This is a genomic window from Paraburkholderia ginsengiterrae, from assembly GCF_001645125.1.
In the GTDB taxonomy this organism is placed as follows: Bacteria; Pseudomonadota; Gammaproteobacteria; order Burkholderiales; family Burkholderiaceae; genus Paraburkholderia; species Paraburkholderia ginsengiterrae.
Genome location: NZ_LXKA01000033.1, coordinates 45,146 through 70,603, shown reverse-complemented (window position 1 = coordinate 70,603; position 25,458 = coordinate 45,146). Strand labels below are relative to the sequence as shown.

The following is a 25,458-nucleotide window of genomic DNA, read 5'->3' as shown; positions in this document are numbered from 1 at the left end:
ACCCGGTTGACACCGTCCGCCGACTTCCATATATTCTTGGTCAGACCAACAATACCAGTCTGACTAAATTCGGGAAATCATGGAGTCAGCAGCAAGAAAACTGCCGAGCTGCATGCTTGCCGGTCAGCCGCGTTGGTCATGCCGGTGCGCCGCGCCGGCGCACACGCTCGCCGGTCTGATTCCGCAGTAGAGTAGGCAAATCGCCTGGTGCCGTTTCTGATTTCAATGAGCTTATGAAAGTCGCCCTGTTTATTCCGTGCTTCATCGACGCGTTTTATCCCGAAGTGGGCATCGCCACGCTCGAATTGCTCGAACGGTTCGGCCTCGAAGTCGACTATCCACAGGAGCAAACCTGCTGCGGCCAGCCGATGGCGAACAGCGGCGCGCATGCCGAGGCAGCCGGCGCCGAGCGCGTGTTCGCGCGCAACTTCGCGGGCTACGACTACATCGTCGGACCGTCGGCGAGCTGCATCCATCATGTACGCGAGCATCTGACGGCGCTCGAGCAGACCGACGAGGTGAAGAAGGTCCGGGCGAACGCTTACGAACTCGTCGAGTTTCTGCATGACGTGGTCGGCGCGCGTGAATTTCCGTGGGCCGAGTTTCCGCATCGCGTCGGCCTGCACAACAGTTGCAGCGCGCTGCGGCATCTGAAGGAAGCGTCGATTTCGGAGGTCGCGGGCACGCCGTTCTCGAAGCCGCGTACGCTGCTCGAAGGCGTGAAGGGCATCGAGTTCGTCAAGCCGGCGCGGCCCGACGAATGCTGCGGTTTTGGCGGCACTTTCTCGGTGACCGAAGAGCCGGTGTCGGTGCGCATGGGGCAGGACAAGGTGCGCGATCACCTGAACGCGGGCGCCGAGTACATCGTGTCGGGCGACATGTCTTGCCTGATGCATCAGCAAGGCTGCGCGGAACGCATGAAGGCGGACGCGCGCTTCATCCATATCGCGCAGATCCTGAATGGAGCACGCGCATGAGCAACCGGATCGATCACGCGAAAGCCGCCGGGGCTTTCATCGGCAAGACGGAGCACGTGGCGTTTCACGACCGGCGCCTGTGGGATTTGCGCGAGAAGCGCGACGCGCAGGCGCACGGCATGGCCGAGTGGGAGACGCTGCGCGAGCTGGCCTCGGGCATCAAGGAGCACACGCTCTCGCATCTGGCCGGCTATCTGGAGCAGTTCGCGTCCGCAGCAGAGGCGAACGGGGTCAAGGTTCATTGGGCCGCCACGGCCGAAGAGCACAACGCGCTCGTGCACCAGCTCATGTCCGAGCGCGGCATGACCACGCTGGTCAAAAGCAAGTCGATGCTCACCGACGAATGCAAGATGCGCGAGTATCTCGAACCGCGCGGCATCACGGTGATGGAAACCGACCTGGGCGAACGCATCCAGCAGCTCGATCATCAGGATCCGAGCCACATGGTGGTGCCGGCGGTTCACAAACTGCGCGCGGACGTCGCCGAACTGTTCGGCCGCACCATTGGCACCGATCCGCAAAATAGCGACATCCACTACCTCGCGGAGAGCCAGCGGATGAACACGCGCCCGTACTTCCTGCGCGAGAAGACGGCCGGCATGACAGGCTGCAATTTTGCGGTCGCCGAGACGGGCACGGTAGTCGTGTGTACTAACGAAGGCAATGCGGACCTGTCGGCCAATGTGCCGCCGCTGCATATTGCGTCGATCGGCATCGAGAAGCTGATTCCGAAGGTCTCGGACCTCGGCGTGTTCATCCGCATGCTGTCGCGCAGCGCGCTCGGCTCGCCGATCACGCAGTACACCTCGCATTTCCGCGCGCCGCGTCCGGGCACCGAGATGCATTTCATCCTCGTCGATCACGGCCGTTCCGAGCGGCTTGCGATGGAGGATTTCTGGTACTCGCTCAAGTGCATCCGTTGCGGTGCCTGCATGAACACCTGTCCGGTGTACCGGCGCAGCGGCGGGCTGTCGTATGGCGGCACGTACTCGGGGCCGATCGGTGCGATCATCAATCCGACGTTCGATCTGAAACGCTATAGCGCGTTGCCGTTCGCGTCAACGCTCAACGGCAGCTGTACGAATGTGTGCCCGGTGAAGATCAATATTCACGAGCAGATCTACAAATGGCGCACGGTGATCGCCGAGCATCACGAGGTGCCGTTCGTCAAACAGGAAGTGCTGAAAATGGCAGGCCGGTTGCTGGCGAGCCCGACCTTGTATCGCGCGACGGTGTCGTCGATGGGCAGCGCGTTGCGGCGCTTGCCGAATTTCGTGCTGTATAACCCGCTCAATATCTGGGGCAGGCAACGCGAGCTGCCGGAGGCGCCGAAGCTGACCTTCCACGCCTGGTACAAGAAGAATCGTGGAGGCGGTCATGGCAACGCGTGAGGATTTTCTGGCGAAGGTGCGGCGGGCGCAGCCGCCGGCGCGGCCACGGCCCGACGTGCCGTTGTTCAACGCGGCGGGCGGCGATCTGCGCGCGCGCTTTACGACGGCGTTGCAGGCAATGGGCGGCACTTGTGTCGAAGTATCGGCCGCGAGCGAGGTGAGTGCGCTGATTCGAGAGCGGTTCGGTGCGGAGGCATCCATCGCCTCGGCGGCAGCGGAAGTGCCCGGCACACGCGCGCTCACAACCGACATGGAGCCGGCCCTGTTGCAGGATATCGACGTGGGCGTGGTGCGGGCGCGCTTCGGCGTGGCCGAGACCGGGTCCGTCTGGTTGAGCGAGCGCGAGTATGTTGTCAACGCACTGGGGTATATCGTGCAGCATCTCATCGTGCTGCTCGATCCGGCGCAATTGCTCGATGGCTTGCAGGACGTGTATCGGCGCGACGATTTCCGCGACGCCCGCTTTGCGGCGCTCGTGACCGGACCGTCGGCCACGGCGGATATCGAAGGCGTGCTGATTCGCGGCGCGCAAGGCGTGCGTTCGTTGACGGTAGTGTGGCTGGGGACGTGAGTCTTGCCGCGCCACGGACTTTGCTATCATAACTGTATAAACATACAGGTTTCGTGAAAGCGCCGTGGCAACAGACGCCTCTCCCTATGCTCTCTACTATCTGCTGAATTTCGAGCGCGCTCTCGCGTGGCTCGCGCAGCGTTACGACGACCTGCTCGACGCGCACGAGCACGCGTTTCTCCGCGAGTTCGCCGCCTTACCTCAGTCCTCGCGCGCCTTGCTGGTGCGCATGCTGATGCGCAAAGGCACGCTGTTTCGCGCGAGCCGCCTGTCTTACGAGGAGATCGGCTGCCCGTTGCAGGCGGTCGCGCCGATCGCAGCGCTCGGCTGGATCGATACCGACCCCGGCCTCACGCTCGACGAACTGTTCGCGCTCACCACGCGTGCCGAATTGCTCGACATTTTCGCGGATGCCATCGCGTTGATTCCCGGCGCAAAGAGCCTGCGCAAGCCCGATCTGCTGGAAACGCTGCGACCGCTTTACACCGGCGACGAATCGGCGGCACGCCCGCTCAATACATGGCACGCTCAAACGGCGGATCGCGTTCTCAGTGTCGTCATCGCGCCGTTGTGCGAACGTCTGCGCCTGATGTTCTTCGGCAATCTGCACCAGGAATGGTCGGAGTTCGTGCTGGCCGACCTCGGTGTGTTCCAGTACGAGAAAGTGGCGTTCAGTCCAACGTCGCGCGCGTTTCAGCAGCGCGCGGACGTCGACGTTTATCTCGCGCTGCACGCGTGCCGCGAAGCGCTCGAATGGCTGCCTGCCGGTGAGAGACACGCTGCTGCCGTCGACGATCTCGTCACGGCGGTCCGGGCTATCGAGACCGCCAATCCGTGGCTTGAAACCCGTCGCGCGAAGCTGCTGTTCCGCATCGGCCAGCATTGCGAGCGTCAACAGAATTGGCCGGGCGCGCTCGCGGTTTATGAGGGTTGCGCGTGGCCCGGTGCGCGTCATCGGCGCATTCGCGTGCTGGAGCGCAGCGAACGTTTCGACGAAGCCTACGCGCTGGTCTCGCAAGCCGCCGCCGCGCCGGAAAGCGAAGAAGAGGCCCAGCGCGTGGCGCGCATGCTGCCGCGTTTGCGGCGCAGACGCGGTGAGCCGGCGGTACGCGTGGTGGCGGAGCGGCCGGTCGAACGCGGCACGCTGGTGCTGCCGAGGCCCGAGCTGGTGCAATCCGTCGAATTCGTCACTCGCGACCATCTGACCTGTGAGGCCGCGCCGGTTCATTACGTCGAGAATGCGCTGATCAACTCGCTGTTCGGCCTCCTGTGCTGGGAGCCGGTGTTCGCGGCACTGCCCGGCGCATTTTTCCATCCGTTCCAGCGCGGTCCCGCCGATCTGCACGCGCCGGATTTTCATGCGCGCCGCGCGCCGCAGTTCGCCGCCTGTCTCGCGCAACTCGACAGCGGCGCCTATCGCGAGACGATCCTGCGGCATCTGCACAGCAAGGCGGGCTTGCAGTCGCCGTTCGTGTTCTGGGGGATGCTGACAACGGAACTCGTCACGCTGGCGCTCAACTGCTTGCCCGCGGCGCATCTCAAGCTGTGGTTCGAGAGGTTGCTGCGTGATATCCGCGCCAACCGTTCGGGCCTGCCGGACCTGATCCGCTTCTGGCCGGCGGAGCGCCGCTACGAATTGATCGAAGTGAAAGGGCCCGGCGACCGCTTGCAGGACAATCAGATTCGCTGGCTCGCGTACTGTGTTCAGCACGGCATGCCGGTGCGCGTGCTCGACGTGCGCTGGGCGGATGAACCCGTCACCGGCGACGCCGGCGTGGCGCAAGCCGTCACCGGGACTCCCGCATGACCTACGTGGTGGCCGTACGGGCGATGTGCGAGTTCACCGCCAGACGCGGCGATCTGGATCTGCGCTTCACTCCTGCGCCGACTTCGCTCGAAGGCATGGCGGGCCATGCGACGGTCGCCGGGCGGCGCGCGAGCGGCTATGAAAGCGAAATCACGCTGACGGGCACGCATCGCGGCCTGACCGTGCGCGGCCGTGCCGACGGCTACGACCCCGCAGCGAACCGGCTTGAAGAGGTCAAGACTCACCGTGGCGATCTCGAGCGCATGCCCGCCAATCACCGCGCGCTCCATTGGGCGCAGGCGCTCGTCTACGGACATCTGCTGTGCCGCGCACGCGGGCTCGCGGATTTGACGGTAGTGCTGGTGTACTTCGATATCGGCAGCCAGAAGGAGGTGCTACTGACGCAGACGCATAGCGCGCGCGATCTGGAGGTTTTCTTCGTCGAACACTGCGAGCGCTTTCTCGATTGGGCCGTGCAGGAAGAGGCGCATCGCGCCGCGCGCAATGCCGCGCTCGGTGCGTTGCAGTTTCCGCACGGGGCGTTTCGCAGTGGGCAGCGCGAACTGGCGGTGTCGGTGTATCGCTCGGCACGCGACGGCAAGCCGCTGATGGCGCAGGCGCCGACCGGCATCGGCAAGACGCTGGCGACGATTTTCCCGTTGCTCAAGGCGTGTGCGGCGGACCAGATCGACCGCGTGTTCTTTCTGACCGCCAAGACGCCTGGCCGCGCGCTGGCGCTGGATGCCATCGAAACGCTCAACGGCGGCGCTGCGCGCTTGCCGCTGAGAACCCTGGAGCTGGTTGCGCGCGACAAAGCCTGCGAGCATCCCGACAAAGCCTGCAATGGCGAGTCCTGTCCGCTCGCGCGCGGCTTCTACGACCGGCTCGACGACGCGCGCAGCACCGCGCTGGCCGGACTGAACCTGAGCCGCGGCGCGGTGCGCGAAGCGGCGCTGGCCCACGAAGTCTGTCCGTACTATCTGGCCCAGGAACTGGCGCGCTGGGCCGACGTGGTGGTGGGCGACTACAACTACTACTACGACAGCAGCGCCATGCTGTACGCGCTCACGCAGATCAACCAATGGCGCGTGGGCGTGCTGGTCGACGAAGCGCACAACCTGCTCGACCGTGCGCGGCGCATGTACACCGCGTCGCTCGATCAGGCGGCGTTCAGGCTTGCGCGCAAGACAGCGCCGGCCCCTTTGCGCAAGCCGCTCGAACGGCTGCAACGCGAATGGAACGCTGTCAAACGTGCGCAGACCGGGACCTATCAGGTCTATACGGACGTGCCCGGCAAACTGCTTTCGGCCGCGCAGAATCTGATCGGTGCCGTCACGGATCAGCTCGCCGAAGCGCCGCTTTCCATCGACGAAGCGTCACTGCGCTTTTTCTTCGACGCCATGCATTTCGTCGCGCTAGCCGAGCAGTTCGGCGAGCATTCGATTTTCGACGTGACGCTCGCCACGGACCGCTACGCGCCACGCGACAAAACCAGTGCCACGCTCTGCGTGCGCAACGTGATTCCCGCACCGTTTCTCGCGCCACGCTACGCCGCCGCGCGCACCACGGTGATGTTTTCGGGCACGCTCAATCCGCATCATTTCTACCGCGACACGCTGGGGCTGCCCGGAGAGACGCAATGGCTCGACGTCGAAGGGCCGTTTCGCGCGGAGCAGTTGCAGGTGCGCGTGGCCGGCAATGTCTCGACGCGCTGGCGCGACCGCGAGCGTTCGCTGGTGCCGATCGTCGATCTGATCGCGCAGCAGTACTCGGCGCAGCCGGGCAATTATCTGGGCTTTCTGAGCAGCTTCGAATACTTGCAGCGCGTGGTCGCGTTGATGCGCGAGCGGCATCCGGAGCTGCCGGTCTGGGAACAGGAGCAGGGCATGGACGAAGCCGCGCGCGATGCGTTTCTCGCGCGCTTTCGTACCGCGAACCAGGGCGTGGGCTTCGCGGTGCTCGGCGGCGCGTTTTCGGAAGGCGTCGATCTGGCCGGCGAGCAACTGATCGGCGCGTTCATCGCCACGCTCGGTTTGCCGCAGATGAACGAGGTCAACGAACAGATGCGCCGCACGATGGACCTGAAGTTCGGCAACGGCTACGACTACATGTATCTGTACCCCGGCTTGCAGAAGGTCGTGCAGGCAGCCGGGCGCGTGATTCGCACCGAGCAGGACCGCGGGGTGGTGCATCTGATCGACGACCGGTACCGGCGGCCCGAAGTGCGGCGTTTGCTGCCGCGCTGGTGGGAAGTGCACTAGGGTAAAAGCGCCCACGGGCCGGCACCTCGTGGGCGCGTGCCGTTACGGGTCAGAAGGGGATGCGTGCGGACGTGGCCGCTCAGGTCAGCCTCGTCGGCCAGCGGCCACGCTCACGCCGCCTCGAAGGCGATCAGCTGCTCGACGGCTTCGTTGATGGGCGTGGTGGTGGTTCGAATCACGATCTCCGCATGTTGCGGCGGCACGTATTTCGCGGAAACGCCCGTGAACCCGGTCAGCCGGCCCTGCCGCGCCCGGCGGTAGTGTCCCTTGGGATCGCGCGATTCGCAGACGTCGAGTGGGGTGTCGACGAACACCTCCGTAAATCCTTCGCCGACGATCTGGCGAGCCATCTCCCGTTGAGCGGACGTCGGGGAAATCACGGCAACAATGACCACGCATCCCGATTGGCGGAACAGGGTGGCGATTTCGGCCACCCGCCGCACGTTTTCCGTGCGGTCGTATTCGCTGAAGCCGAGATTAGAGTTGATGCCCTTGCGCAATTCATCGCCGTCGAGGACCGCGCACCGGTAGCCGTCGTGTTCCAGGCGGTCCCTGAGGGCGTAGGCCAGCGTGGTCTTGCCTGCGCCGGACAGTCCGGTCAGCCAGTACACGCGTTGCTCGTGATGGCGCAAAGCGGGATGGGACGCCGCGAGGCGCATTTCCTGGCTAATGCCGATGTCCGAGAAGTCGAGCTCAGGGTAGTGATTGGCCATCTTGACGATCGCCGAGATATTGTCGTGCGACAGATTCTTGCCCCGGCCGGGTGACACTTTGTTCTTGCGCTTTCCCGCGCTGTTCGCATTCAACACCGCGTTCTGGATCAGCGCATCTGACGCGTCGATTTCCAGATACTCGCAAACACGCCGCAGCACCCACTCGGGGCGCGAGACCAGGTCCTCGTAGTACACCACGAGCTTGTCCTGACACTGTTGCCACGAAGCGTAGAAGTTGAAGTACCAGGGAATGGCCATTTGCGTGACGAAATCGGCCTGTTCTTCAAGCGGGCGCGACGCAATGTCGGCCGGTGCAAACGCTGAGGGGTAGATGTTGCCTTCAATCGAATGGTGGTCGACGAGGCTCGGCACGACATCGAATATATTCCGCAGCAGCACGATGGGCCGCAGCGAGAACGCGCGCATGTATTCCGCGGTGGCGAAGGAGTAACGGATATGCTGCTGGGCGACGTATGACTCTTCGCCGACACGCTCATCCTGTTCACGTAGCGACTGGACGCACAGTTCCTGCTCGCGGTGACCATACGAGGGCACCAGGGTGGCTTCGGTAAAACCGGGCAAGGCAGCGATTGCCGACGACATGAAGGTGCTGCCGGACTTGGGCATGCACGCGAGGAGCACTCGCAAACGGCGACCTGTTGTAACCAAGATTTTGAACGCTTTTCAGTGATATTAACAAATACTTACAGTCTAGCTGAAGTCACAATTCAAAATATCGCCCCTCGTTATTTTTTGCGTTACATCACGGTAACGAATTATTACGGCGGTAATGAAACGCGGTCGTTATCCCTGTTTTTACTAATTGTCATTATCACGATTTTGCAGCGCGTGACGCGCGTTATGCCGCGTGCCCGGCCGTGAATGCGCCTGTGCTGTTTTTAAAACTTTGGGCTTAAAAGGGGTGGCGATGCTATTCGAGGCACTTTGTCCCAGATAATCAATCTGCCGCCCATAGACTGGATTGCGGGTGGCCGGAGTAAGGATTGGCGGACACCAGGTGAGTCAGCATCGCGCCGGTTTGCGCGGCCGCCGCGGACCACTCAGGTCCGGGCGGCGAGTTTGAAGACGGTTTGTCTCAGGCGGCGTTGCCGGGACCGTCGTTAGGCCCGGCTTCAGGCATGACGTTCGGCACCGCACCCGCTTCGATCCTGCCCGGCGCGCTTTGCGGGTCCCAGGTCAGCAGATGGCGCTGCGGGTTCGCGATCTCGATGCCGCGCTCACGGAAGCGCTCGACAATGCGCCGGTTGAATTCGCGCTGCACGCCCCAGCGCGCGCTGTCGCGGCACTGCATCTGACCGGCCAGCGTGATGGCGGAGTCGTCCACCGCGTCGACACCCCAGAAGGCGAAGTCGGACAGAATACCGTCCTTGTACTTGTCGTCCTCACGCAGGGCGGCGCCAATTTCTTTCAGCGTGTCGATGGCCGGATCGACCTCCTGGCCGAACACGATGCTGACCCTCACCGCCGCATTGCCGAGGCCGCGATTGGTATTGTTCACCGTCGATACCGAACTGAACGGCACGATGTGCAGCGACCCGTCGCCGCCGCGCAGCCGCACGGTGCGGATCGACAGATATTCGACCGTGCCGGACACGCCCGCGAGCGTGACCCAGTCGCCGACCTGCATGGCGTTTTCCATCAACAGGAAAATGCCCGTGATGAAATCCTGCACCAGTTTTTGCGAGCCGAAGCCCAGCGCCACGCCGAAGATGCTCGCGCCTGCGAGCAACGGCCCGATGTTCACGCCGAGTTCGCTCAGCCCGGTGAGCACGACCACCAGCGCGATCGCGCAGAAGAGCGCGGTGCGCAGCATCGGCAGCAAGGTGCGCAAGCGCGCGGCGCGCACCAGGTCGCCGCTGGTGGTCCAGCGCTTCAGCCGTTGTTCGATGGATACGTTCACGCTTTCCCACACGATCAGCGCCACGACGGCCGCCACGCCGATCGTGACGATCGCCGACGCCAGCCGGTGCCCGATGGTGCCGGCACGCAGCAGCTCGGCCACATGCACACCCCACACCTGCAACAGCACCAGCGCGGTGACGACGCCGAGGCCCCATGACACAAGGCGCCGCAGCAGCGGGTAATACCGGTACGCGTGCTGATGAGCGAGCGACTTGACCTCGTCGTCCTGCGCCTGGAAGAAGCGCGCCAGCGCGCCCAGGATCACGATCGATGCGACTCGCGCGCTTACCAGCACCGCCAGCGAAATGCCGCCGAAATGCAATAGCGCGTGATAGCCGTTCTGCACGTCGAGTGCCCAGACGAACCACAGCGCCATCACGACGAACACCGCGAACCATGCCCATACGTCGGCGAGGACGTTGCCGAGCACCTGCAGCGATTCGCGCGCGGCGAAGCCTCGGCGGATACGTTCGCCGACCGGCCTGGCGATCTGCAGCAGCAGGATCGAGATCATGACGTGGCCGGCGAGCGCGACCATTTTCATCAGCGCGAGATGCGCCGCGTCGTTCAAGCCGAGCGATTGCGCGACTACCGCGAGCGCCGACCCGGCACCCACTACGCCGACCGTCCGCACGATCCACCGCTGCACGAAGACGGCCCACGCATCGCCCATGCGCAGCAGGCGCAGGCGCGGCGCGGCCGGCTGCAGGAAGAATCCACTGACGATCACGATCAGGCGGCACAGCACGTAGATATCGATCAGCGAATCGAGCGCGTGGTCCTGCGGCGTGCCGTCGGTGGTGAAGACCGACATCAAGGCACTCGCCGCGCCGACGAACACCACCAGCGGCAGGAGCCGCAGGACCATGCTCATGAGCGCGCGCGGCAGGCGCCGCAGGAGCGTCCAGTGGAGTTTGGCGTTCGTCTTGCCCTTGGCTTCGGTGCCCTGGCCTTTGACCGAGGTCGCGGTGGGCGTAACGGCAGGCTCGGCCGCGGCGCTGGCCTGTGCCTGCGTCTGCTTCTGCGTCACAGGCGAATTGGGCGAATCGGGCGAATCGGGCGAGGGCGGCTCAGCATCGACGGGCAAGCCGGCTTGCGCTGCATCGTCGTCATCGCGCGCTTCGCGCCGCGCGGCGAGTGCCTTGTTAGCGCGGCGCAGCAGGCGGCGTGCGAGCCATTCGAGCGCGAGCGCGGGCAATAGCGCGGCCAGCAGCGTCCACACGACGTGGCCCAGCACCGCGCGCGCCTGCGGGTTGGTCGATTGGCTGTTCCACCAGCCGCGCACCGACGCCACGTCGAGCAGCGCGGCGACCGAACTGCGCAGCGACTTGCCGAGTTGGACGGCCCAATGCGCGCCCTGCCGGGCCAGCTGCGAGGCGAGCCCGTTGGACTGAAGCGCGGCCGTGGCGCTGGCCCCGGCAGGCGCCGACGCGGCCGCGGCCGCCGAGGCGGGTGGGGCGTTCAGCACGCCGGCGGCGGCGATGGCTTGCAGCGTATCGGCGACTTGCGCGCGGCGCGCCGGATCATTGAGGGCGGCGAGGGCCTGGCGGGCCTGCTCGGGCGTCAGCGTGACCGCGGTGCCGGACGCCGACGCAACGGGCGCCGCCTGTGCCGCGGCGGCAAGGACAGGCGAGGCCCCAAGAGCGAGAAGAAGGAGGATCCAGACTTGAAATAGTTTGCGCATAGGGCGTAAGGCGGGGTCCACGTGCGCACGGCGGCGCCGGAGCACATGGACCAGTTCGGAGGCGTGACCATTGACCGACACAGTTTAGGTCATACAAGTTCCGCGAACGGCCGCCCGTGGCCGCTACTACGTCGTGGCTGCAGACGCATGCACCGGCGCCACGCCGAACGTGCCGTCGACCACTTCGGTGAAGGTGCGCTCCTCACGCAGAATGAAGCGTTTCGCCTGAGCAAGCGCAAAATTATCCCGCGCTTCGGCGTCGGTGCGCAGTCTTGCCCGATACGCTTCGTATGCCGCGAGACTCTCGAAGGCGATCAGGCCCCAGGCGATGTCGTTGGTGCCTTCATGCGGCAGAAAATAGCCGACCAGATGGCCGCCGCAGCGGGGAATAATGCGGCCCCAATTACGGGCGTATTCATCAAACGCATCACGCTGGAAAGGGTCGATCTGGTAGCGGATAAAGCAGGTAATCGCCATGTGCAGGCTCCGGGAGGGGAAAGGTCATGGTCTGAAGCACCATGACGCCAGTATGGCGGCCGCCCGCCGGCGATGTTTCACTGCAAGCTGAACAGTCGATGTCAGCGGCACGAGCCGCTCACCCGAGTTGGCGCACCGCCTGGATTGGACCAGACGGGCTGGCTAAGCGCCCGGCGGCGCGGGGGGCCGGCGAACGTTGGCGCGCGAGCGCCCGGTCACGCCAGCGAAGACGCCTGTCGCTCCGCCTCGTCGTCGGCGTCCGCGCCGGCCGCGTCCGCGAGGCGCCCGCCCGTCACTTCCGGATGCAGCCGGTTTGCATGCATCAGCCGGTAGAGCGTGGCTCGTGAAATACCGAGTTCGGCCGCCGCATCGGACAGCTTGTAGCCGTGCCGCTGCAAAGCGTGCTCGATCGCGTCTTTCTCGGCCTTGCTGCGGATTTCCGCCAGCGTCACGGCCGGCCCGTTCTCGGCTTCCGGCAGGCCGAGATCGCTGGCCGTGATGAAGCGGCCCTCGCTCATCACCACCGCGCGCCGTACACAGTTGATCAGTTCGCGCACGTTGCCCGGCCACGGGTAGTTCGACATGGCGACGATCGCGTCGCTCGAGAGCCCGCGCAGCTTGCGCGCGCCGTCCTGCTTGTACATGCTGAGCGCATAGTTGGCGAGCAGCTTGATGTCGCCGCCACGCTCGCGCAACGGCGGCTCGATCAGACGCAGCACACACAGCCGGTGATACAGGTCGGAGCGGAAGCGGCCGTCTTCCACCGCCTTGTCCAGATCGACGTGGGTCGCCGAAATGACCCGCACATCGATCTTGATCGGGCCGGTGCCACCGAGCCGCTCGATCGTGCCTTCCTGTAGAAAGCGCAACAGGACGGCCTGGCATTCATGCGGCATGTCGCCGATTTCGTCGAGGAACAGGGTGCCTTTGTCGGCACTCTCGATCCGGCCGATCTTGCGTTGCAGCGCGCCGGTAAAGGCGCCGCGCTCGTGGCCGAACAGCTCGGCCTGCAGCAGACTTGGCGGAATCGCCGCGCAATTGATCGCGACGAAGGTGCTGCGGGCGCGCGGCGAGCGGTCATGAATCGCGCGCGCGGTCAGTTCCTTGCCGGTGCCGGACTCGCCGGCGATGAACACCGGGGCGTCGGTCACGCCGCACTTGTCAATGCGGCGGTACAACTGCTGCATGGCCTCGCATTGGCCGACCATGCCGTGCCGGCCGAGCGACGGCTCGGGGGCGACCTGCACTTTGCGCAGGCTCGAGAGTCCATGTGCGTGGCCGAGCGCGAACACGAGGCGATCGTTGAGCCACGGCCGCGTCACGTAATCGAAGCAATAGTCGAGAATGAAGCGGCTGACCAGCTCGTGGTCCGCCTGTCCCGGCGCAATCTGGGCGACCCAGTTGGTTTCGACGCGCCGCATGCATAACGCAAGCGCCGACAGATGCTGGGACGTGCAGTGAGCGGGCAGTTCGACAAGGCCGACCTTGATATCGCCACGCTCGATCAGCCGTTCGGCCGCGGCCGTGCTTTTGGCGTGCAGGGCTTGCCAGCCGGCGGCGGCCAGAAATTCGACGAGTTTCTGATCGGGCGAACTCGACACGTACAGAACCGTGCGTTCCGTGTCCACAGGCGTGCAAGTCGTAGTCATGTTACCCCCGGTGCAATGCTGCTCTCAGGACTGCTGTTCGTCGTCATCGACACACCGGCAAATGGTGCCGACATGAGACCAACTGAGCCATCCGGGCCGATTGCTCGGACCCGGACGGGATTGGACACCGCATCCGGCTTTCCTGCATGCCGCCCGGCGGTGACGTATTCACAGTAATGGCGATGGCGGGGGCATGACCCGGGCGGCGCGAGCCGCGAGGCGCTGCACATTAAACGTACCGCGGAACGGCGTTCACCGTTGCAACCCGCCGGACGGTCCTATCCCCGAATCACAAAAACCGTTTCTTACCTCGTTGGCCTGATACGAGCGCTCTACCTGGCGCATAGCTGAACCATATGCGAAAGCGCTTTTTCGCGCCATACAAATAAATCTGGATTCAGAAACGTTTTTCGCAGCCGTGTGCGCCATCTGGCGGTTTAAAGGTTACTGAAAATTACCAGCCATGGCTGGCTATGGGCGGTATCGCACATACGGCCTCCAACAAGGTGAGGCAGGGGCGAAACCGGCCACGCTATTGCCGCGTTGAGTTGCATTGCGTTGTCTCACGCTTGCGACACATCGGGCGGCGGGCTGCGAGCGTGGCTAACGGAGCGCTTGCCGCGGCCTGTTTGAGCGGCTGCGAGACGCAACCCTTGCCCAGACGCAGGGCGCGGGGCCCGCACGGCGATCCTGCCCGCGGTCATTGTTTCCGGGGGCGCGTCGGCGGCTGAGCCAGGCGCGTGTCGAATCCGAATCAACCCGTGCGGCGGACGGCCGCCGTCCCCATGCATTGCCGCAATAATCACCGTGGCATGCGGCTTTCGGGGTGCCTGGCATGGGCGTTGCAATAAGGACATCACAGCGAATGCGTTGCCGCCGGTCCGGAGCACGGGGAAGCCAGGATGTAGAGAGGCCGGCGGCAAACACAGACTTCGTTGACGCGGCCGGGGAAGCCATATGCGTCTGACGAGGGTGCGGCGGGGCCACTGACAAGCGGACGTCAAAAAAGAACGGGGCGCATGATCGATACGGGGTATGGGTCATGCGCCACCGGACGACGCGAAGCGATGTCCTCGCCACTTTTTTCCGTCTGGTTTAACGGACGCGAACGGGTGGCGATAACGACAGATTTCACGCTCGCGCGGTTGGCGGGCGAGCCATACCAACAACAGTGACAGAACAACGACGGGGCAGCGCACGGGCGGGGACCAGCCGGCGCGAAGCAGCGGGGAGGAATGGCCAGAGTCTCCATAGAGGGGCGCTTGCTACGAGGTGGACCGGACGCCGTGTCCGCGAATGCGCGGACACGGCGCACCTGGCCGAGGTTTGGGAAGGCAAATCTTTCGGGGGTTGTCATGAACGAACAGATCATCAAGCTGACCGCGGTGTGGTCGGACCGTCAAAGCGCCGCGCGTCCTGCCGGCGTCTCCTATCAACGGCATCTCGCCGCGCCGCGCGCGTTGTTCGCAGCGCCCCCGGTCGATCTGCTGACGCTGGTCATCGCCGAGGCGGTGAAGCGGCGCGCGCAAGCGGAAATTCAGCGCGAGGCGCTGCGTGATGCGATGTACGAGATGCCCGTGGCGCCGGATCGCCATCAAAGCTACGCGCCGGACATCAACCCGTCTGATTCCGACGAATAACGGGAACGTGGAGTGTTATCGCGTTGGCCTCATTAACTGAACGGCGTCAGACCGGCGGAGAGCCGACATGATCGACATCTTCCTGATTTCATCCAGCAGCGAATGTGCGCGGCAAATCGTGGCGCGTCTCGACGCAAGCGGCGTGGCTTACCGCTTGCGCACCGCCACCGGCCCGGCGCGGCAACTGCGTACGCACGACCGTCAGATCCGCAGCGCCGATCTGCTCATCGTCGCCGATGCCGATCTGGAGCCGCGCGACCTGGATGGCGTCGAGGAGGTGCTCGCCTGCACACCGGCGCTGCATTGCATCCTGGTGACGCCGGAGCCGTCCACGGCCTTGCTGGGTGCGGCGATGCGCGTCGGCGTGCGGCATGTGCTGTCGTGGCCGCTCGACGCCTGCGAGATCACCACCGTGCTGATCCGGATCGACGCTCGCAAGAAAGACCTCACAGGACGCCGCACCGGGCGCATTATCTCGCTCGCTTCCAGCAAGGGCGGCAGCGGCACGACGCTGATTGCCGTCAATCTCGCCTATTCGCTGGCCGCGACGGGCAACCGGCACGTACTGCTGATCGACCTGAGCCAGCAATTCGGGGACGCCAGCCTGCTGCTCGCCGACAAGCCGCCACCCACCACGCTGGCCGATCTTTGCTGCCAGACGGAGCGCCTTGACGCGGCGCTGCTCGATTCCTGTGTGATGCATGTGCACTCCAATCTGGATGTGCTGGCGGGCGCCGGAGATCCGCTCAAAGCCGCTGAATTGCTGCCTGAACAGCTGGCGCGCATTCTCGCGCTGGTGCGCGAGCGCTACGATGCCGTGCTGATCGACATCGGACAAAGCCTCAATCCGTTGACGATCCATGCGCTCGATCGCAGCGATGCGATTTGTATGGTCGTGCGGCAAAACCTGCTTTATCTGCACGGCGGGCGGCGCATGCTCGATATCTTCCGGGAACTGGGCTATCCGGCCAGCAAGGTTCGGGTGGTGGTGAATCAATACGACAAGGACGCCCAGATCAACCTGCCGAAGCTCGAACAGACGCTTGGCGCGAAGGTGTCGCATCAGCTTCCGCGCGACGAAAAGCAGGTCAACGAAGCGCTCAGCCGCGGCCTGCCGCTCGTGACGCTGGCGAGAGACAGCGCGCTCGCGCACGGCATCGGCCTGCTCGCGAATATGCTGTGGCCGGCCGGCCCGGAACGCCGTAAAAGCATGATCGGCAGACTGCTGGCCGCGCGGCCGAGTGGACCGCCGCAACTCAAGCCAGGGCGGTAAGTTCATCATTGACCGCAGCGATCGCTTTCGCGAGAGCCTGAGCACCGCGAGCCTTTGGATCATTCGCGGCGCGTTCTGACGGTGTATCGTGTGGTTGCACCTGACCACTCCTGAGAACGCGACATGAGCGCAGCATCGTCCATGCAAAACGAGTCCAGCGGCTTCATTCCGATCGAGTCGATCCTGTCCAATCCGATCCTCAACACGGATTCGTACAAGGCATCGCACTACCTGCAATATCCTCCCGACGCGTCGGCCATGTTCTCGTATATCGAATCGCGCGGCGGGCGCTATGACCGCACGCTGTTCTTCGGCCTGCAAATGCTGATCAAGGAGTATCTGTGCCGGCCGATCACCCCGGCGATGATCGATCAGGCCAAGGCATTTTTCACGGCTCATGGCGAGCCGTTCAACGAAGCCGGATGGCGTCATGTCGTCGAGCACCACGGCGGCTATCTGCCGGTGCGGATTCGTGCGGTGCCGGAAGGGTCTGTGGTGCCCACGCACAATGTGCTGGTCACGGTCGAGTGCGACGATCCCCGCGTGTTCTGGCTGGCTTCCTATCTTGAGACCATGCTGATGCGCGTGTGGTATCCGATTACCGTGGCGACGCAAAGCTGGCATCTGCGCAAGACGATTCGTGGCTATCTCGAGAAGAGCAGCGACGACCTCGCGCAACTGCCCTTCAAGCTGCACGATTTCGGCGCGCGCGGAGTGTCGAGCGCGGAATCGGCGGCGATTGGCGGCGCGGCGCACCTCGTCAGTTTCATGGGTTCGGACACTGTGCTCGGCGTGGTCGCCGCGAACCACTACTACAACGAGACAATGGCGGCGTTTTCCGTGCCGGCCGCCGAACACAGCACGATTACGTCGTGGGGACGGGAGCGTGAAAGCGACGCGTTCCGCAACATGATTACGCAGTTCGGCAAGCCGGGGGCGATCGTCTCAGTGGTGTCCGACTCCTACGATCTGTTCGCCGCGCTCAAAGCATGGGGCACCGAATTGAAGCACGCGGTGATCGATTCGGGCGGCACGCTGGTTATCCGCCCCGACTCCGGCGATCCGCGGACTATCGTGCTGCAGACCTTGCGGGCGCTCGAGGCGTCGTTCGGTTCGGTAGAGAACAGCAAGGGGCGGCGTGTGCTCGACCATGTGCGCGTGATTCAGGGCGACGGCGTGAATCCCGACTCCATCGAATCGATTCTGGCCGCCATGGACGAGGCCGGATTCGCGGCGGACAACATCGTGTTCGGCATGGGCGGCGCATTGCTGCAACAGATCAACCGCGATACGCAGCGCTTCGCGATGAAGTGTTCCGCGATCCGTCTGGGCGACGAGTGGCACGGCGTGAGCAAGGACCCGGTGACGGACGCCACCAAGCGTTCGATGAAAGGGCGGCTGACGCTATTGCGCAATCGCCGCACGGGCGAGTACCGGACCACCACGCTGCCCATCGCGTGGGATGAGCGCACCGTTCAGGGCGAGTGGGATGAGGCGCTGGTGACGGTATTCGAGTCCGGCAAGTTGCTGGTCGATGTGTCGCTCGCCGAAATCAGAAGCCGTGCTCACGCGGGTGAAACTGGCTGAGGGCCGCCCGCTTGCCAGACGGCCACGCCTGACGCGCGGATCTCGACCCGGCACGGTGCGCCTTCGCGCAGGCGGGCATCTTCACTGGCAATGTCGAAACGAATCCCGGCGATATTCACACGGACATAGCGCTCGCCGCGCCGCAGTTCGACGGCGTCGATCATGCCGGCATACGCGCCGTCGGGCGTGATGACGATGGCATGTGACGAGACGCGCCACATCACGGGCACGCCCGCGGCGAGGTCGAACCCGCTCGCGTTCGTGCCGACTACCAGCGCTTCAGCAATTTCGAGCTGGCCGGGGGCGTTCATCACGCCCTCGCCGACGTTGTGCAGGCCGAGCAGCCCGGCCACCCGTATCGACACCGGCCGTTCGAACACCGCGTCGATGAAGCCCGCCTGCAGCACGCGGCCTTGTTCGACGACCAGAACTTCATCGGCCAGCAACGCCGCTTCATCCGGATCGTGCGTGACGATGATCGTCACCGCCGCAATCTCGCGCTGCAAAGCCCGCAACGACTGCTGCAAACGGCGCCGCCGCGGCGTATCCAGCGCGGCGAACGGTTCGTCGAACAGCAGCAGTTCGCTGTGCCGCGTCAGTGCCCGCGCGAGCGCGACCCGCTGCCGCTGGCCAAACGACAATTGATGCGGCAGGCGCCCAACCAGTTGCGCGAGACCCAGATGATCTAGCCAGTAACGCGCGCTGGCGGGGTCGGCGTCGACGGGAAAGGCCAGCTGGCGCGCCACGGTCATATGCGGAAACAGGCCGTAGTCTTGCGGCATGTAGCCGATCTGGCGACGCTCGGGCGGCAGCGTGTTCAGTTCCCTTGGGCCGAGCCGCACGCTGCTCGACGCATTGGACTCGAGGCCCGCAATCAGACGCAGTGCCAACGATTTGCCCGACCCCGACGGGCCGATGATCGCGAGACGCCGCGTGGCGGGCGTCCACGCAATGTCGAGGTCGAACGCGCCCAACTGGCGCTGCAAATGGAAGGCGAGGCGAGCGTCGCTGGCCGCGCCGCGGCTTGCGGTCAGATCCGCGCCGGGTTCGAGCGCGTCCTCGCCGTTTTCGGCCGACTCGAGGGCGGGCTTCTGCCGCAGACTGTAGATCGACAGCGCCGCGCAGATGATCGCGATAGCGAGCGTCGGCAGCAGCAACGGCATCATCGCCGGCAACCCCTGCCCGCCGAACACGACATAGGTATAGACCGGCAGCGAATACGGGTGATAGGCCACCATCACGGTCGCGCCGAATTCGCCGAACGCGCGCAGCCACGCGAGCACGACTCCCGCGCGAATGGCCGGCCATGCGACGGGAAGCACGACCCGGAAAAAGCGGCTGCCGGCGTGATGGCCGAGCGTCGCCGCGACGTCGTCGAGGACCGGGTCGACAGCGGCAAAGGCGGATTTCGCGGCAATGATCAGGAACGGCGCGGCCACGAACACTTCCGCGAGCACGATGCCGGCGAAGGAATCCGTCAGGACACCTTGAGTCAGCTGGCCAATCCAGCTATACGGACCGAGCAGAAAAAGCAGCAGCACGCCGCTGGTGAGCGGCGGCAGCGCCAGCGGCAACTGCACGACAAAACCGAGCAGGGCCATCTTGCGCGAATTCGAACGCGCCAGCAGATAGCCGAGCGGCACGCCGCCCAGCAGAATCGCGAGCGAGGCCACGCTTGCGCTCGCCGCCGATACGCCGACTGCCGACCACGTAGCGCGCCAGTCGACATTCGCCCAGTCCGCGGCACCGAGCTGGGGAACGCTCGCGGCAAACGGAGCGCACAGATAGACGGCCAGCAGTGCTGCCAGCCATAGCAGCGGGCGCGCGGCAGTGCGTTTCACCACCTTAATGCGCGGCGGCGTCGATCACGGCTTGCACCGAGGGCGGCATGGCTTGCACGTTGCCGCTCACGGTCGGGGTGATGACGTCCACGCCATGTTGCTTGAGCAGCGCGCGACCTTGCGCGCTCAGCAGGAAGTCGACGAAGCTGCTTGCGCCCGCGCGATTCGGCGCATCGTTGAGAATCGTCAGCGTATAGCTGGCCTTGGCTTGCAGTTCGGGCGCGGGGCGGATCGCCGGAATCTTCAGATCGGCGGTTTCCGTCGAATAGAAAAAGCCGGCGTCGAGCTGGCCGGATTGCAGACGGCCCACCAACGTTTCCTCCGGTAAAACCTGCTCGGGATTTTCCGCCGCGCCGAGCGTTTTCTCGATAAGGTCCGGCTGATGATAGAGCTCGGCCGCCTTCGTCATCATTTCGACGGTGAACGCGCCTTTAGGATCCAGTTTCGGATCGGTCCGGCCGAGGCGGATGCCCGGTTCCTGCAGCACCTGATCCCAGCGCTTGCTTTTGAACTGCGCGGCGAACTTGCTTTGCGGGTTGTAGCCGATCATCAGCGGCGATTCGGCGAAGTTCACGTACCACGTGACGTGATCGCCGTTCGCTTCGCCCATCAGGCTGTTATTCACCTTCGGGCTCGCGCTGATGAACACGTCGCCGCGGCGCAGCTTGCCCTTGATTTCGTTGGCGATCTTATTAGAGCCCGCCGCGTAGCCGCGGAAATGCTGGCCGGTGGCTTTCTCGAACGCCGGGCCGACGCTGCGCTCCATCAGGTTGACGAGCGAACCGGCGTACAGCACGTTGACCGTATCGCCACCCGAAGGCGCGTCTTGAGCCACAGCCGGCGTGGCCGTCACGATGCCGGCGGCGAGCACGAGAGAGGTGGCGAGAGAGCTGAGCAGCTTGCGAACCATGCGATAACCCCGTTGCGTTATTTAGATCGCTATATTACGACGCCGCCGCGCGATTTAGTGTGACGGCGCCGGCCGCCACCAGCGCGACCGCGCGTGCCTTGCTGGTTATGGTTGGGGACGAGCGCGGCCATGCGGCCGATATGTCCAGCGATATAGTGCGTATCGACGCCGTTTTTGCGCTGCAGCCGCCATCGCAGCGTAATATACGCACGGACATAACGAGTGAACAAGCCACTCAGGCGTCAATGCTGGAGATAACCGCGTATGGATAATGTAAATGTGATTGCCGCGCCGGCGGTCGACGCCGCACTCCTCTTGAGCGGGCGGTTCCAGCGGCCGCTGTCGTTCGGTCTCGATCAACTCAGCCGCTACGAAAGCGTGCTGGCGACGCCGTTCGATCTGCGCTGCTACACGACGAACCGCTTCATTCGCAGTGTCGAGCCCTATCGCGGCGTGCGTCTGACGACCCTCATCACGGAGGCGGGCCTGCCGAACAGCGTGCCGGGCGAATTCAAGCGCACGGTGTTCGTGGCGGTGGGGCACGACGGCTATGTCGTGACATTTTCCTGGCATGAACTCTTCAACACGCCGGTGGGCGAAAACGTTCTCGTGGCGTACGAATGCGGCGGCCGCGCGCTCACGCCGGAGGACGGCGCGCCGATTCTGTTTTCCGGCTCGGACATCCTGCCCGCGCCGCGCCACGTCAAACGTCTGGCGCGGATCGAGGCGCATGTGCTGGGGCCTTTGGCGTAGAAAGACGCGGGCGGCGAACTCTGGTGTGGGCCGTGAAGCGTGGACCGCTGGCGTAAGATGGTCCGCTGATCATCATTGCCCTGGCCCCCATGTCTGACGAACCGCTTGCACCTGCTGCCGAAGGCGCCGTAACCGGAGGCGCACCACAAGTGTTGTCTTTACCGCTGGACGCCCGGACCGCCACGCGCATGACCCGTTGGCTGGACGCGGCGACGGACCCCGCGTCGCCCGATACACGGCTCTTCGCGAAGCTGATCGCCGAGCGTGACGTGCGCCGCGAACTCGCGTTGCTCGGACTTCAGCCCGCAGTCTGGCGCGCACTGCTCGGGCGGCATTTTGCGCATGCGCCCGCGCAGGCCACGCCGCCTGTCGCCGTCATTACCGGTGAACACGCGGAGTTCGTCCGCACGCTGCATTCGCTGCTGCTCACGCACATCGGCGCGGCCGTCCACGCGGACGACGCGGCTTGCCTCGCCTCGATCATCGCGCACGCCTGTTTGCGCCCGGACCATTTGTGGCGCGACCTCGGCCTAGCCGGCCGCGATGAAGTCACGTGGATGCTGACGCGCTATTTCCCCACGCTGGTTGCGCTGAATGTCGCCAACTTGCGATGGAAGAAATTTCTAGCCGGCCAGCGCGCGCTGAGCCTGGGCCTCATGCCTGGCCCGGCGCCCGGTTGCCCGGGCTGCGAAGATTACGGACATTGCTTCCCGGACCTGCGTTGACGGCTGTTTGGCCAGGGTGGCAGCGCGAAGCGGTTCGTGTATGCTTTCGCGCATGGCCGATACCCAAAAAACCAGCTCCACACCCGCGGCAAAAAAAGTCGCGAGGGCGCGTCCCGAAGTGCGTTTCCGCATGCGCATCCGCAGCGGCGGCGCCGTCGCCCTCGGACCGGGCAAAGTCGAATTGCTCGAAGCGGTGCGTGAATTCGGCTCGATCTCGGCCGCGGCGCGCAGCCTCGACATGTCCTACCGGCGCGCTTGGCTGCTGATCGACGAACTGAACCGTTCGCTCAAGTCGCCCGCCACGCATTCGGAGCAAGGCGGCCAGAGTGGCGGCGGCTGTACGTTGACCCCGGTGGGCGAAGCCATCATTCGCCTGTACCGCGACGTCGAAGTCGAGGCGCAGCGAAGCTGCGCGAAACAGATCGCCGAATTGACCCGCCTGATCCGCGTCTGAGCGGTCGGATTCTCGAGAACGCCCTCAACCGTGCCGCAGGCAAAATGCCGAAGGCGGCGGATTGCCGGTGTGCGTGAGATGTCCAGCGGGCAGGCGGCTCATCAATTCGATAAAGCTCGCCACACTTGCGGTGCGCAACGGGTGATAGTCGATCTGATGACGCTCACACACCCGCTTGAGCGTGTTCATCGAATCGTGATCGATACAGTTGACCGGAAAGACCACGAGATCCGCTCCTGGCAACGCGCCCACAAGCAGCCCCTTGCGGTCTTCCACCCCGCCGTCGTGCACCAGCAGGTCGCCGCCGGACGCCTCCACCAGCCGCTTGAGCGCGGCATTCGAACCGGGCCTGCCGCCCACATACACAATCCGTTTGCCCTGCAAGCGCGCGAGACTCGAGCGGCGCGCGCCGGCTTCGCCCGCCGAATTCGCGACGTCCACTGTGGCGCGTTCCAGGGCATCGCACTCGCTTTGCACCAGCTTGAGCAGCCTGAGCGTTTGATCGTGGTGTTTGCGTAGCGCGAGCGCGGCTTGCTGTTCCTGGAGCGCGCGCTGCTCCGCGGCCTCGCGGCGCGTGGTATGCAGTGCGACGCGCTGATCTGCTTCGGCCAGCCTGTCGCGCAGGCGTAGCACCTCGGCCTGGAGGTCGGCGGCATTGCCGTGCAGTTGGCGGGCAGTCTGCGTCACGAATTGCGCGATCTGCTCGTTGAGCGCGGCGATCGACGCATCGCGCTGCATGCCGAGTTCCTGCATCTGGCTCTGCTGGCGCTCGAGTTTTTCTTTCAGCGCGGCGTTTTCTTCTTCCAACGCGACCAGCCGGCGGATGTCCGCGCGATTGGCGGCGCCCACCAGATGCGACAGCATGTGCAGTTCGCCGAACGCTTTCTGGCGCACCGGCATGGTGGCGAAAGGATGCGTCATCAACGCCCAGTAGGCGGGCGGAATGTCGCCGCTTTTCAGCGCATCGTCCCAGAGCGCGAGCAGGCTGACGTCGTCGGTGGCGTTGTCGAAGCGGCGGATCGCGCCTGCATACCGTTCGTCGAGCAATTTGTGGAGCGCTTTGGCGGCCGTGCCGCCCTGGCTCGCGAGTTCTACCGCCGAGTGATGAATCTCCAGGTCGCTCGCGTCACGGCGATCGAGGTCCGTGAATTTAGGCAGCAGCCTGCGCAACTCGTGCGTGCTCAGACACGTGCCGATGATCGAACAATGCAGATGGCCGTCGAGCTCCGCGAGGCGAGCGCGCCGATTGGTGTGCGGCACAGAAGCCTCGCTGGGCGTGCAGCACGGGTCGGCGGTGCGCAAGCCGGTGCTGGCAAGCTCGTCGCCGGACAGTTTCAGGCGCGTGGGCTGGGCGAGACGAAACGGGGGCGTGTGCATGGGAGTCTTGAATCCGGGGCGGCGTCAGGCGGGGCGAGCGTGCGCGTGAAAGTGCACATGAAGCGCGCCGGCATGCTGGTCGAGAACATGTCCGACGCACAGGCCCACAAAGACCGCGTCGAGCCGTTCGAGTTGCGTGACCACCTTGCGTAACGCGGCCGGGTCGTTACTGAATGCGTCCGAGAAGATCGCGTCGCGCAGTTGTTCGGCCGAGCGCGCTTCTTCGATCGCCGCCTTGAGTTCGCGCAGACGCACGAACGCCGCCGCCCTGGCCTGCTCGGCGAGCATGGAGAGCAACTGATTCAGCGACGGCGACCCGGACGTACCGACGGAGGCGAAATTCAACCGGTCCTGGCTCAGCATCAGGATGAAACGCTGGATGCTCCCGTACAGGCGCCGGTAGGCGTCGACGACGTCGCGGATCGATTCGGCGCGGCCACGATCGGACGCCGATTTCACCGCAGTGATGGTCGACGAAAGCTCGTATGGCAGGCGCTCGAGGCGTTCTGCCGGGTCGGGCAAAAGGGATCGGCTGTGCACCGTGACTTGCTCCTGCTGGCTCGTTTCGCTAGGTGGTGCGCGGCCGGAGAAGGCGTCATCACGCACCACGAAGCCTACCGTGATATTCGACAGGATATAACGAAAGGCGCCGCGAGTGTGGAACAGAAGGCGCTTCCTGGCTGCGGTGGGGCTTCTTCCTGGTTGATTTCATGCCCGCGACATTGCTGCCCGCTGTGCGGATGCGAAGCGTGGAGTCGAATGGATAGCCTGGGCGCCTTGCGCCCGCCCGCGCCAATTTCCGATATTGTGTGGTCGATGTCCGCGCCGAAGCGTCGCCGGGCATTCTCCTCGGACTGCTTGCGCGCCGGGTAAAACCCACACGACTACAACAATGACCCATCCCAACATCGAACTGATCGAGCGTTTCTACACAGCGTTTCAGCAACGCGACGCCGAAACCATGGCCGCGTGCTACGCCGACGACGTTGTCTTCAGCGATCCCGCGTTTGGCGAGCTGCATGGCGAGGAAGCGCGCGATATGTGGCGCATGCTGGTGGCCCGCGCGCAGGACTTCTCGCTGACGTTCGACGGCGTCGAAGCGGACGACCGGGCCGGCCGCGCCCGCTGGGTAGCGCGCTACCTGTTCAGCCAGACAGGGCGTCCGGTGGTCAACCGGATCGAGGCCCGTTTTGTGTTCCGGGACGGCCGCATCGCCGAGCATCGCGACAGCTTCGACCTGTGGCATTGGACGCGCCAGGCGTTGGGGATTAAAGGAACGCTGCTTGGCTGGTCGCCGTTCGTGCAGCGCGCCATCCGGTCGCAGGCGCGAAAGGGGCTCGACCTTTACCGGCGCAGGCAGCGCCGCACCTGACCCGCGCACGGCCCGCTGTCACGCTCCCTGGCGCGCTTGATATGATTCAGCCAGTTGAACCCGTAGTACTTCA

20 protein-coding genes are annotated in these 25,458 nt (G+C 64.6%); 12 read left to right on the top strand and 8 right to left on the bottom strand.

What is annotated here, in order from left to right:
• Positions 1 to 233: 233 nt before the first annotated feature.
• From A6V37_RS02405 to A6V37_RS02385, 5 genes are all read left to right on the top strand, one after another.
• On the top strand, positions 234 to 977 hold the full coding sequence (locus A6V37_RS02405) for a (Fe-S)-binding protein (RefSeq protein ID WP_064285746.1): 744 nt from the start codon (positions 234 to 236) through the stop codon (positions 975 to 977).
• Positions 974 to 2,368: a lactate utilization protein B gene (locus A6V37_RS02400; protein ID WP_064265894.1), complete on the top strand. Its 1,395-nt coding sequence runs from the start codon at positions 974 to 976 to the stop codon at positions 2,366 to 2,368. Before A6V37_RS02405 ends, A6V37_RS02400 begins: the two co-directional genes overlap by 4 nt.
• Entirely contained in the window at positions 2,355 to 2,939 is a 585-nt protein-coding gene (locus A6V37_RS02395; protein ID WP_064265895.1) for a LutC/YkgG family protein, read from the top strand. Before A6V37_RS02400 ends, A6V37_RS02395 begins: the two co-directional genes overlap by 14 nt.
• A 64-nt stretch (positions 2,940 to 3,003) precedes the next feature.
• Positions 3,004 to 4,746, top strand: a complete 1,743-nt coding sequence (locus tag A6V37_RS02390; RefSeq protein ID WP_064265896.1) for a VRR-NUC domain-containing protein — start codon at positions 3,004 to 3,006, stop codon at positions 4,744 to 4,746.
• Positions 4,743 to 7,007: an ATP-dependent DNA helicase gene (locus A6V37_RS02385; protein ID WP_064265897.1), complete on the top strand. Its 2,265-nt coding sequence runs from the start codon at positions 4,743 to 4,745 to the stop codon at positions 7,005 to 7,007. Before A6V37_RS02390 ends, A6V37_RS02385 begins: the two co-directional genes overlap by 4 nt.
• Before the next feature lie 110 nt (positions 7,008 to 7,117).
• On the opposite strand, the gene cysC is transcribed toward A6V37_RS02385, so the two are convergent.
• The 4 genes from cysC to A6V37_RS02365 all read right to left on the bottom strand — a co-directional run bounded on the left by cysC (position 7,118) and on the right by A6V37_RS02365 (position 13,453).
• Positions 7,118 to 8,362 carry an adenylyl-sulfate kinase gene (cysC, locus tag A6V37_RS39820; RefSeq protein ID WP_278185262.1) on the bottom strand — a complete coding sequence of 415 codons (1,245 nt, stop codon included), beginning with the start codon at positions 8,360 to 8,362 and terminating at the stop codon, positions 7,118 to 7,120.
• A gap of 454 nt (positions 8,363 to 8,816) precedes the next feature.
• Complete coding sequence (locus tag A6V37_RS02375; RefSeq protein ID WP_082904838.1) at positions 8,817 to 11,327, bottom strand: mechanosensitive ion channel family protein; 2,511 nt, start codon at positions 11,325 to 11,327, stop codon at positions 8,817 to 8,819.
• A 126-nt stretch (positions 11,328 to 11,453) separates the two neighbouring features.
• Positions 11,454 to 11,804, bottom strand: a complete 351-nt coding sequence (locus A6V37_RS02370; protein WP_064265898.1) for an NIPSNAP family protein — start codon at positions 11,802 to 11,804, stop codon at positions 11,454 to 11,456.
• 215 nt (positions 11,805 to 12,019) lie between these two features.
• Positions 12,020 to 13,453 (bottom strand): sigma-54-dependent transcriptional regulator, encoded by a 1,434-nt coding sequence (locus A6V37_RS02365; protein WP_064265899.1) that lies wholly within the window; start codon positions 13,451 to 13,453, stop codon positions 12,020 to 12,022.
• A gap of 1,355 nt (positions 13,454 to 14,808) precedes the next feature.
• Here A6V37_RS02365 and A6V37_RS02360 point away from each other — a divergent pair.
• The 3 genes from A6V37_RS02360 (at position 14,809) to A6V37_RS02350 (ending at position 17,953) form a co-directional block, all read left to right on the top strand.
• Positions 14,809 to 15,093: a hypothetical protein gene (locus A6V37_RS02360; RefSeq protein ID WP_064265900.1), complete on the top strand. Its 285-nt coding sequence runs from the start codon at positions 14,809 to 14,811 to the stop codon at positions 15,091 to 15,093.
• 67 nt (positions 15,094 to 15,160) lie between these two features.
• On the top strand, positions 15,161 to 16,366 hold the full coding sequence (locus A6V37_RS02355; protein ID WP_064265901.1) for a CpaE/TadZ family protein: 1,206 nt from the start codon (positions 15,161 to 15,163) through the stop codon (positions 16,364 to 16,366).
• A 141-nt stretch (positions 16,367 to 16,507) separates the two neighbouring features.
• Complete coding sequence (locus A6V37_RS02350; protein WP_064265959.1) at positions 16,508 to 17,953, top strand: nicotinate phosphoribosyltransferase; 1,446 nt, start codon at positions 16,508 to 16,510, stop codon at positions 17,951 to 17,953.
• On the opposite strand, the gene A6V37_RS02345 is transcribed toward A6V37_RS02350, so the two are convergent.
• Together A6V37_RS02345 and A6V37_RS02340 are read right to left on the bottom strand one after the other, a co-directional pair.
• Positions 17,932 to 19,794 carry an ABC transporter ATP-binding protein/permease gene (locus A6V37_RS02345; protein WP_064285761.1) on the bottom strand — a complete coding sequence of 621 codons (1,863 nt, stop codon included), beginning with the start codon at positions 19,792 to 19,794 and terminating at the stop codon, positions 17,932 to 17,934. The two genes, A6V37_RS02350 and A6V37_RS02345, sit on opposite strands and share 22 nt — an antisense overlap.
• Before the next feature lie 4 nt (positions 19,795 to 19,798).
• The gene (locus A6V37_RS02340) at positions 19,799 to 20,704 is read right to left on the bottom strand and encodes an extracellular solute-binding protein (protein WP_064285745.1); all 906 of its coding nucleotides are present in this window, start codon (positions 20,702 to 20,704) and stop codon (positions 19,799 to 19,801) included.
• Between the two features lie 264 nt (positions 20,705 to 20,968).
• On the opposite strand from A6V37_RS02340, the gene A6V37_RS02330 reads away from it, so the two are divergent.
• The 3 genes from A6V37_RS02330 (at position 20,969) to A6V37_RS02320 (ending at position 22,636) form a co-directional block, all read left to right on the top strand.
• Positions 20,969 to 21,457 (top strand): molybdopterin-dependent oxidoreductase, encoded by a 489-nt coding sequence (locus A6V37_RS02330; RefSeq protein ID WP_064285743.1) that lies wholly within the window; start codon positions 20,969 to 20,971, stop codon positions 21,455 to 21,457.
• A 188-nt stretch (positions 21,458 to 21,645) separates the two neighbouring features.
• Entirely contained in the window at positions 21,646 to 22,182 is a 537-nt protein-coding gene (locus tag A6V37_RS02325; protein WP_064265904.1) for a nitrogen fixation protein NifQ, read from the top strand.
• A 52-nt stretch (positions 22,183 to 22,234) separates the two neighbouring features.
• Complete coding sequence (locus A6V37_RS02320) at positions 22,235 to 22,636, top strand: winged helix-turn-helix domain-containing protein (protein ID WP_242665730.1); 402 nt, start codon at positions 22,235 to 22,237, stop codon at positions 22,634 to 22,636.
• Between the two features lie 24 nt (positions 22,637 to 22,660).
• Here A6V37_RS02320 and A6V37_RS02315 read toward each other — a convergent pair whose 3' ends face one another.
• Together A6V37_RS02315 and A6V37_RS02310 are read right to left on the bottom strand one after the other, a co-directional pair.
• Positions 22,661 to 24,013: a DUF2325 domain-containing protein gene (locus tag A6V37_RS02315; protein WP_064265905.1), complete on the bottom strand. Its 1,353-nt coding sequence runs from the start codon at positions 24,011 to 24,013 to the stop codon at positions 22,661 to 22,663.
• Positions 24,014 to 24,037: 24 nt separating this feature from the next.
• Positions 24,038 to 24,553 (bottom strand): hypothetical protein, encoded by a 516-nt coding sequence (locus A6V37_RS02310; RefSeq protein ID WP_242665731.1) that lies wholly within the window; start codon positions 24,551 to 24,553, stop codon positions 24,038 to 24,040.
• Positions 24,554 to 24,905: 352 nt separating this feature from the next.
• On the opposite strand from A6V37_RS02310, the gene A6V37_RS02305 reads away from it, so the two are divergent.
• Positions 24,906 to 25,385: a nuclear transport factor 2 family protein gene (locus A6V37_RS02305; RefSeq protein WP_064265907.1), complete on the top strand. Its 480-nt coding sequence runs from the start codon at positions 24,906 to 24,908 to the stop codon at positions 25,383 to 25,385.
• Positions 25,386 to 25,458: the final 73 nt, after the last annotated feature.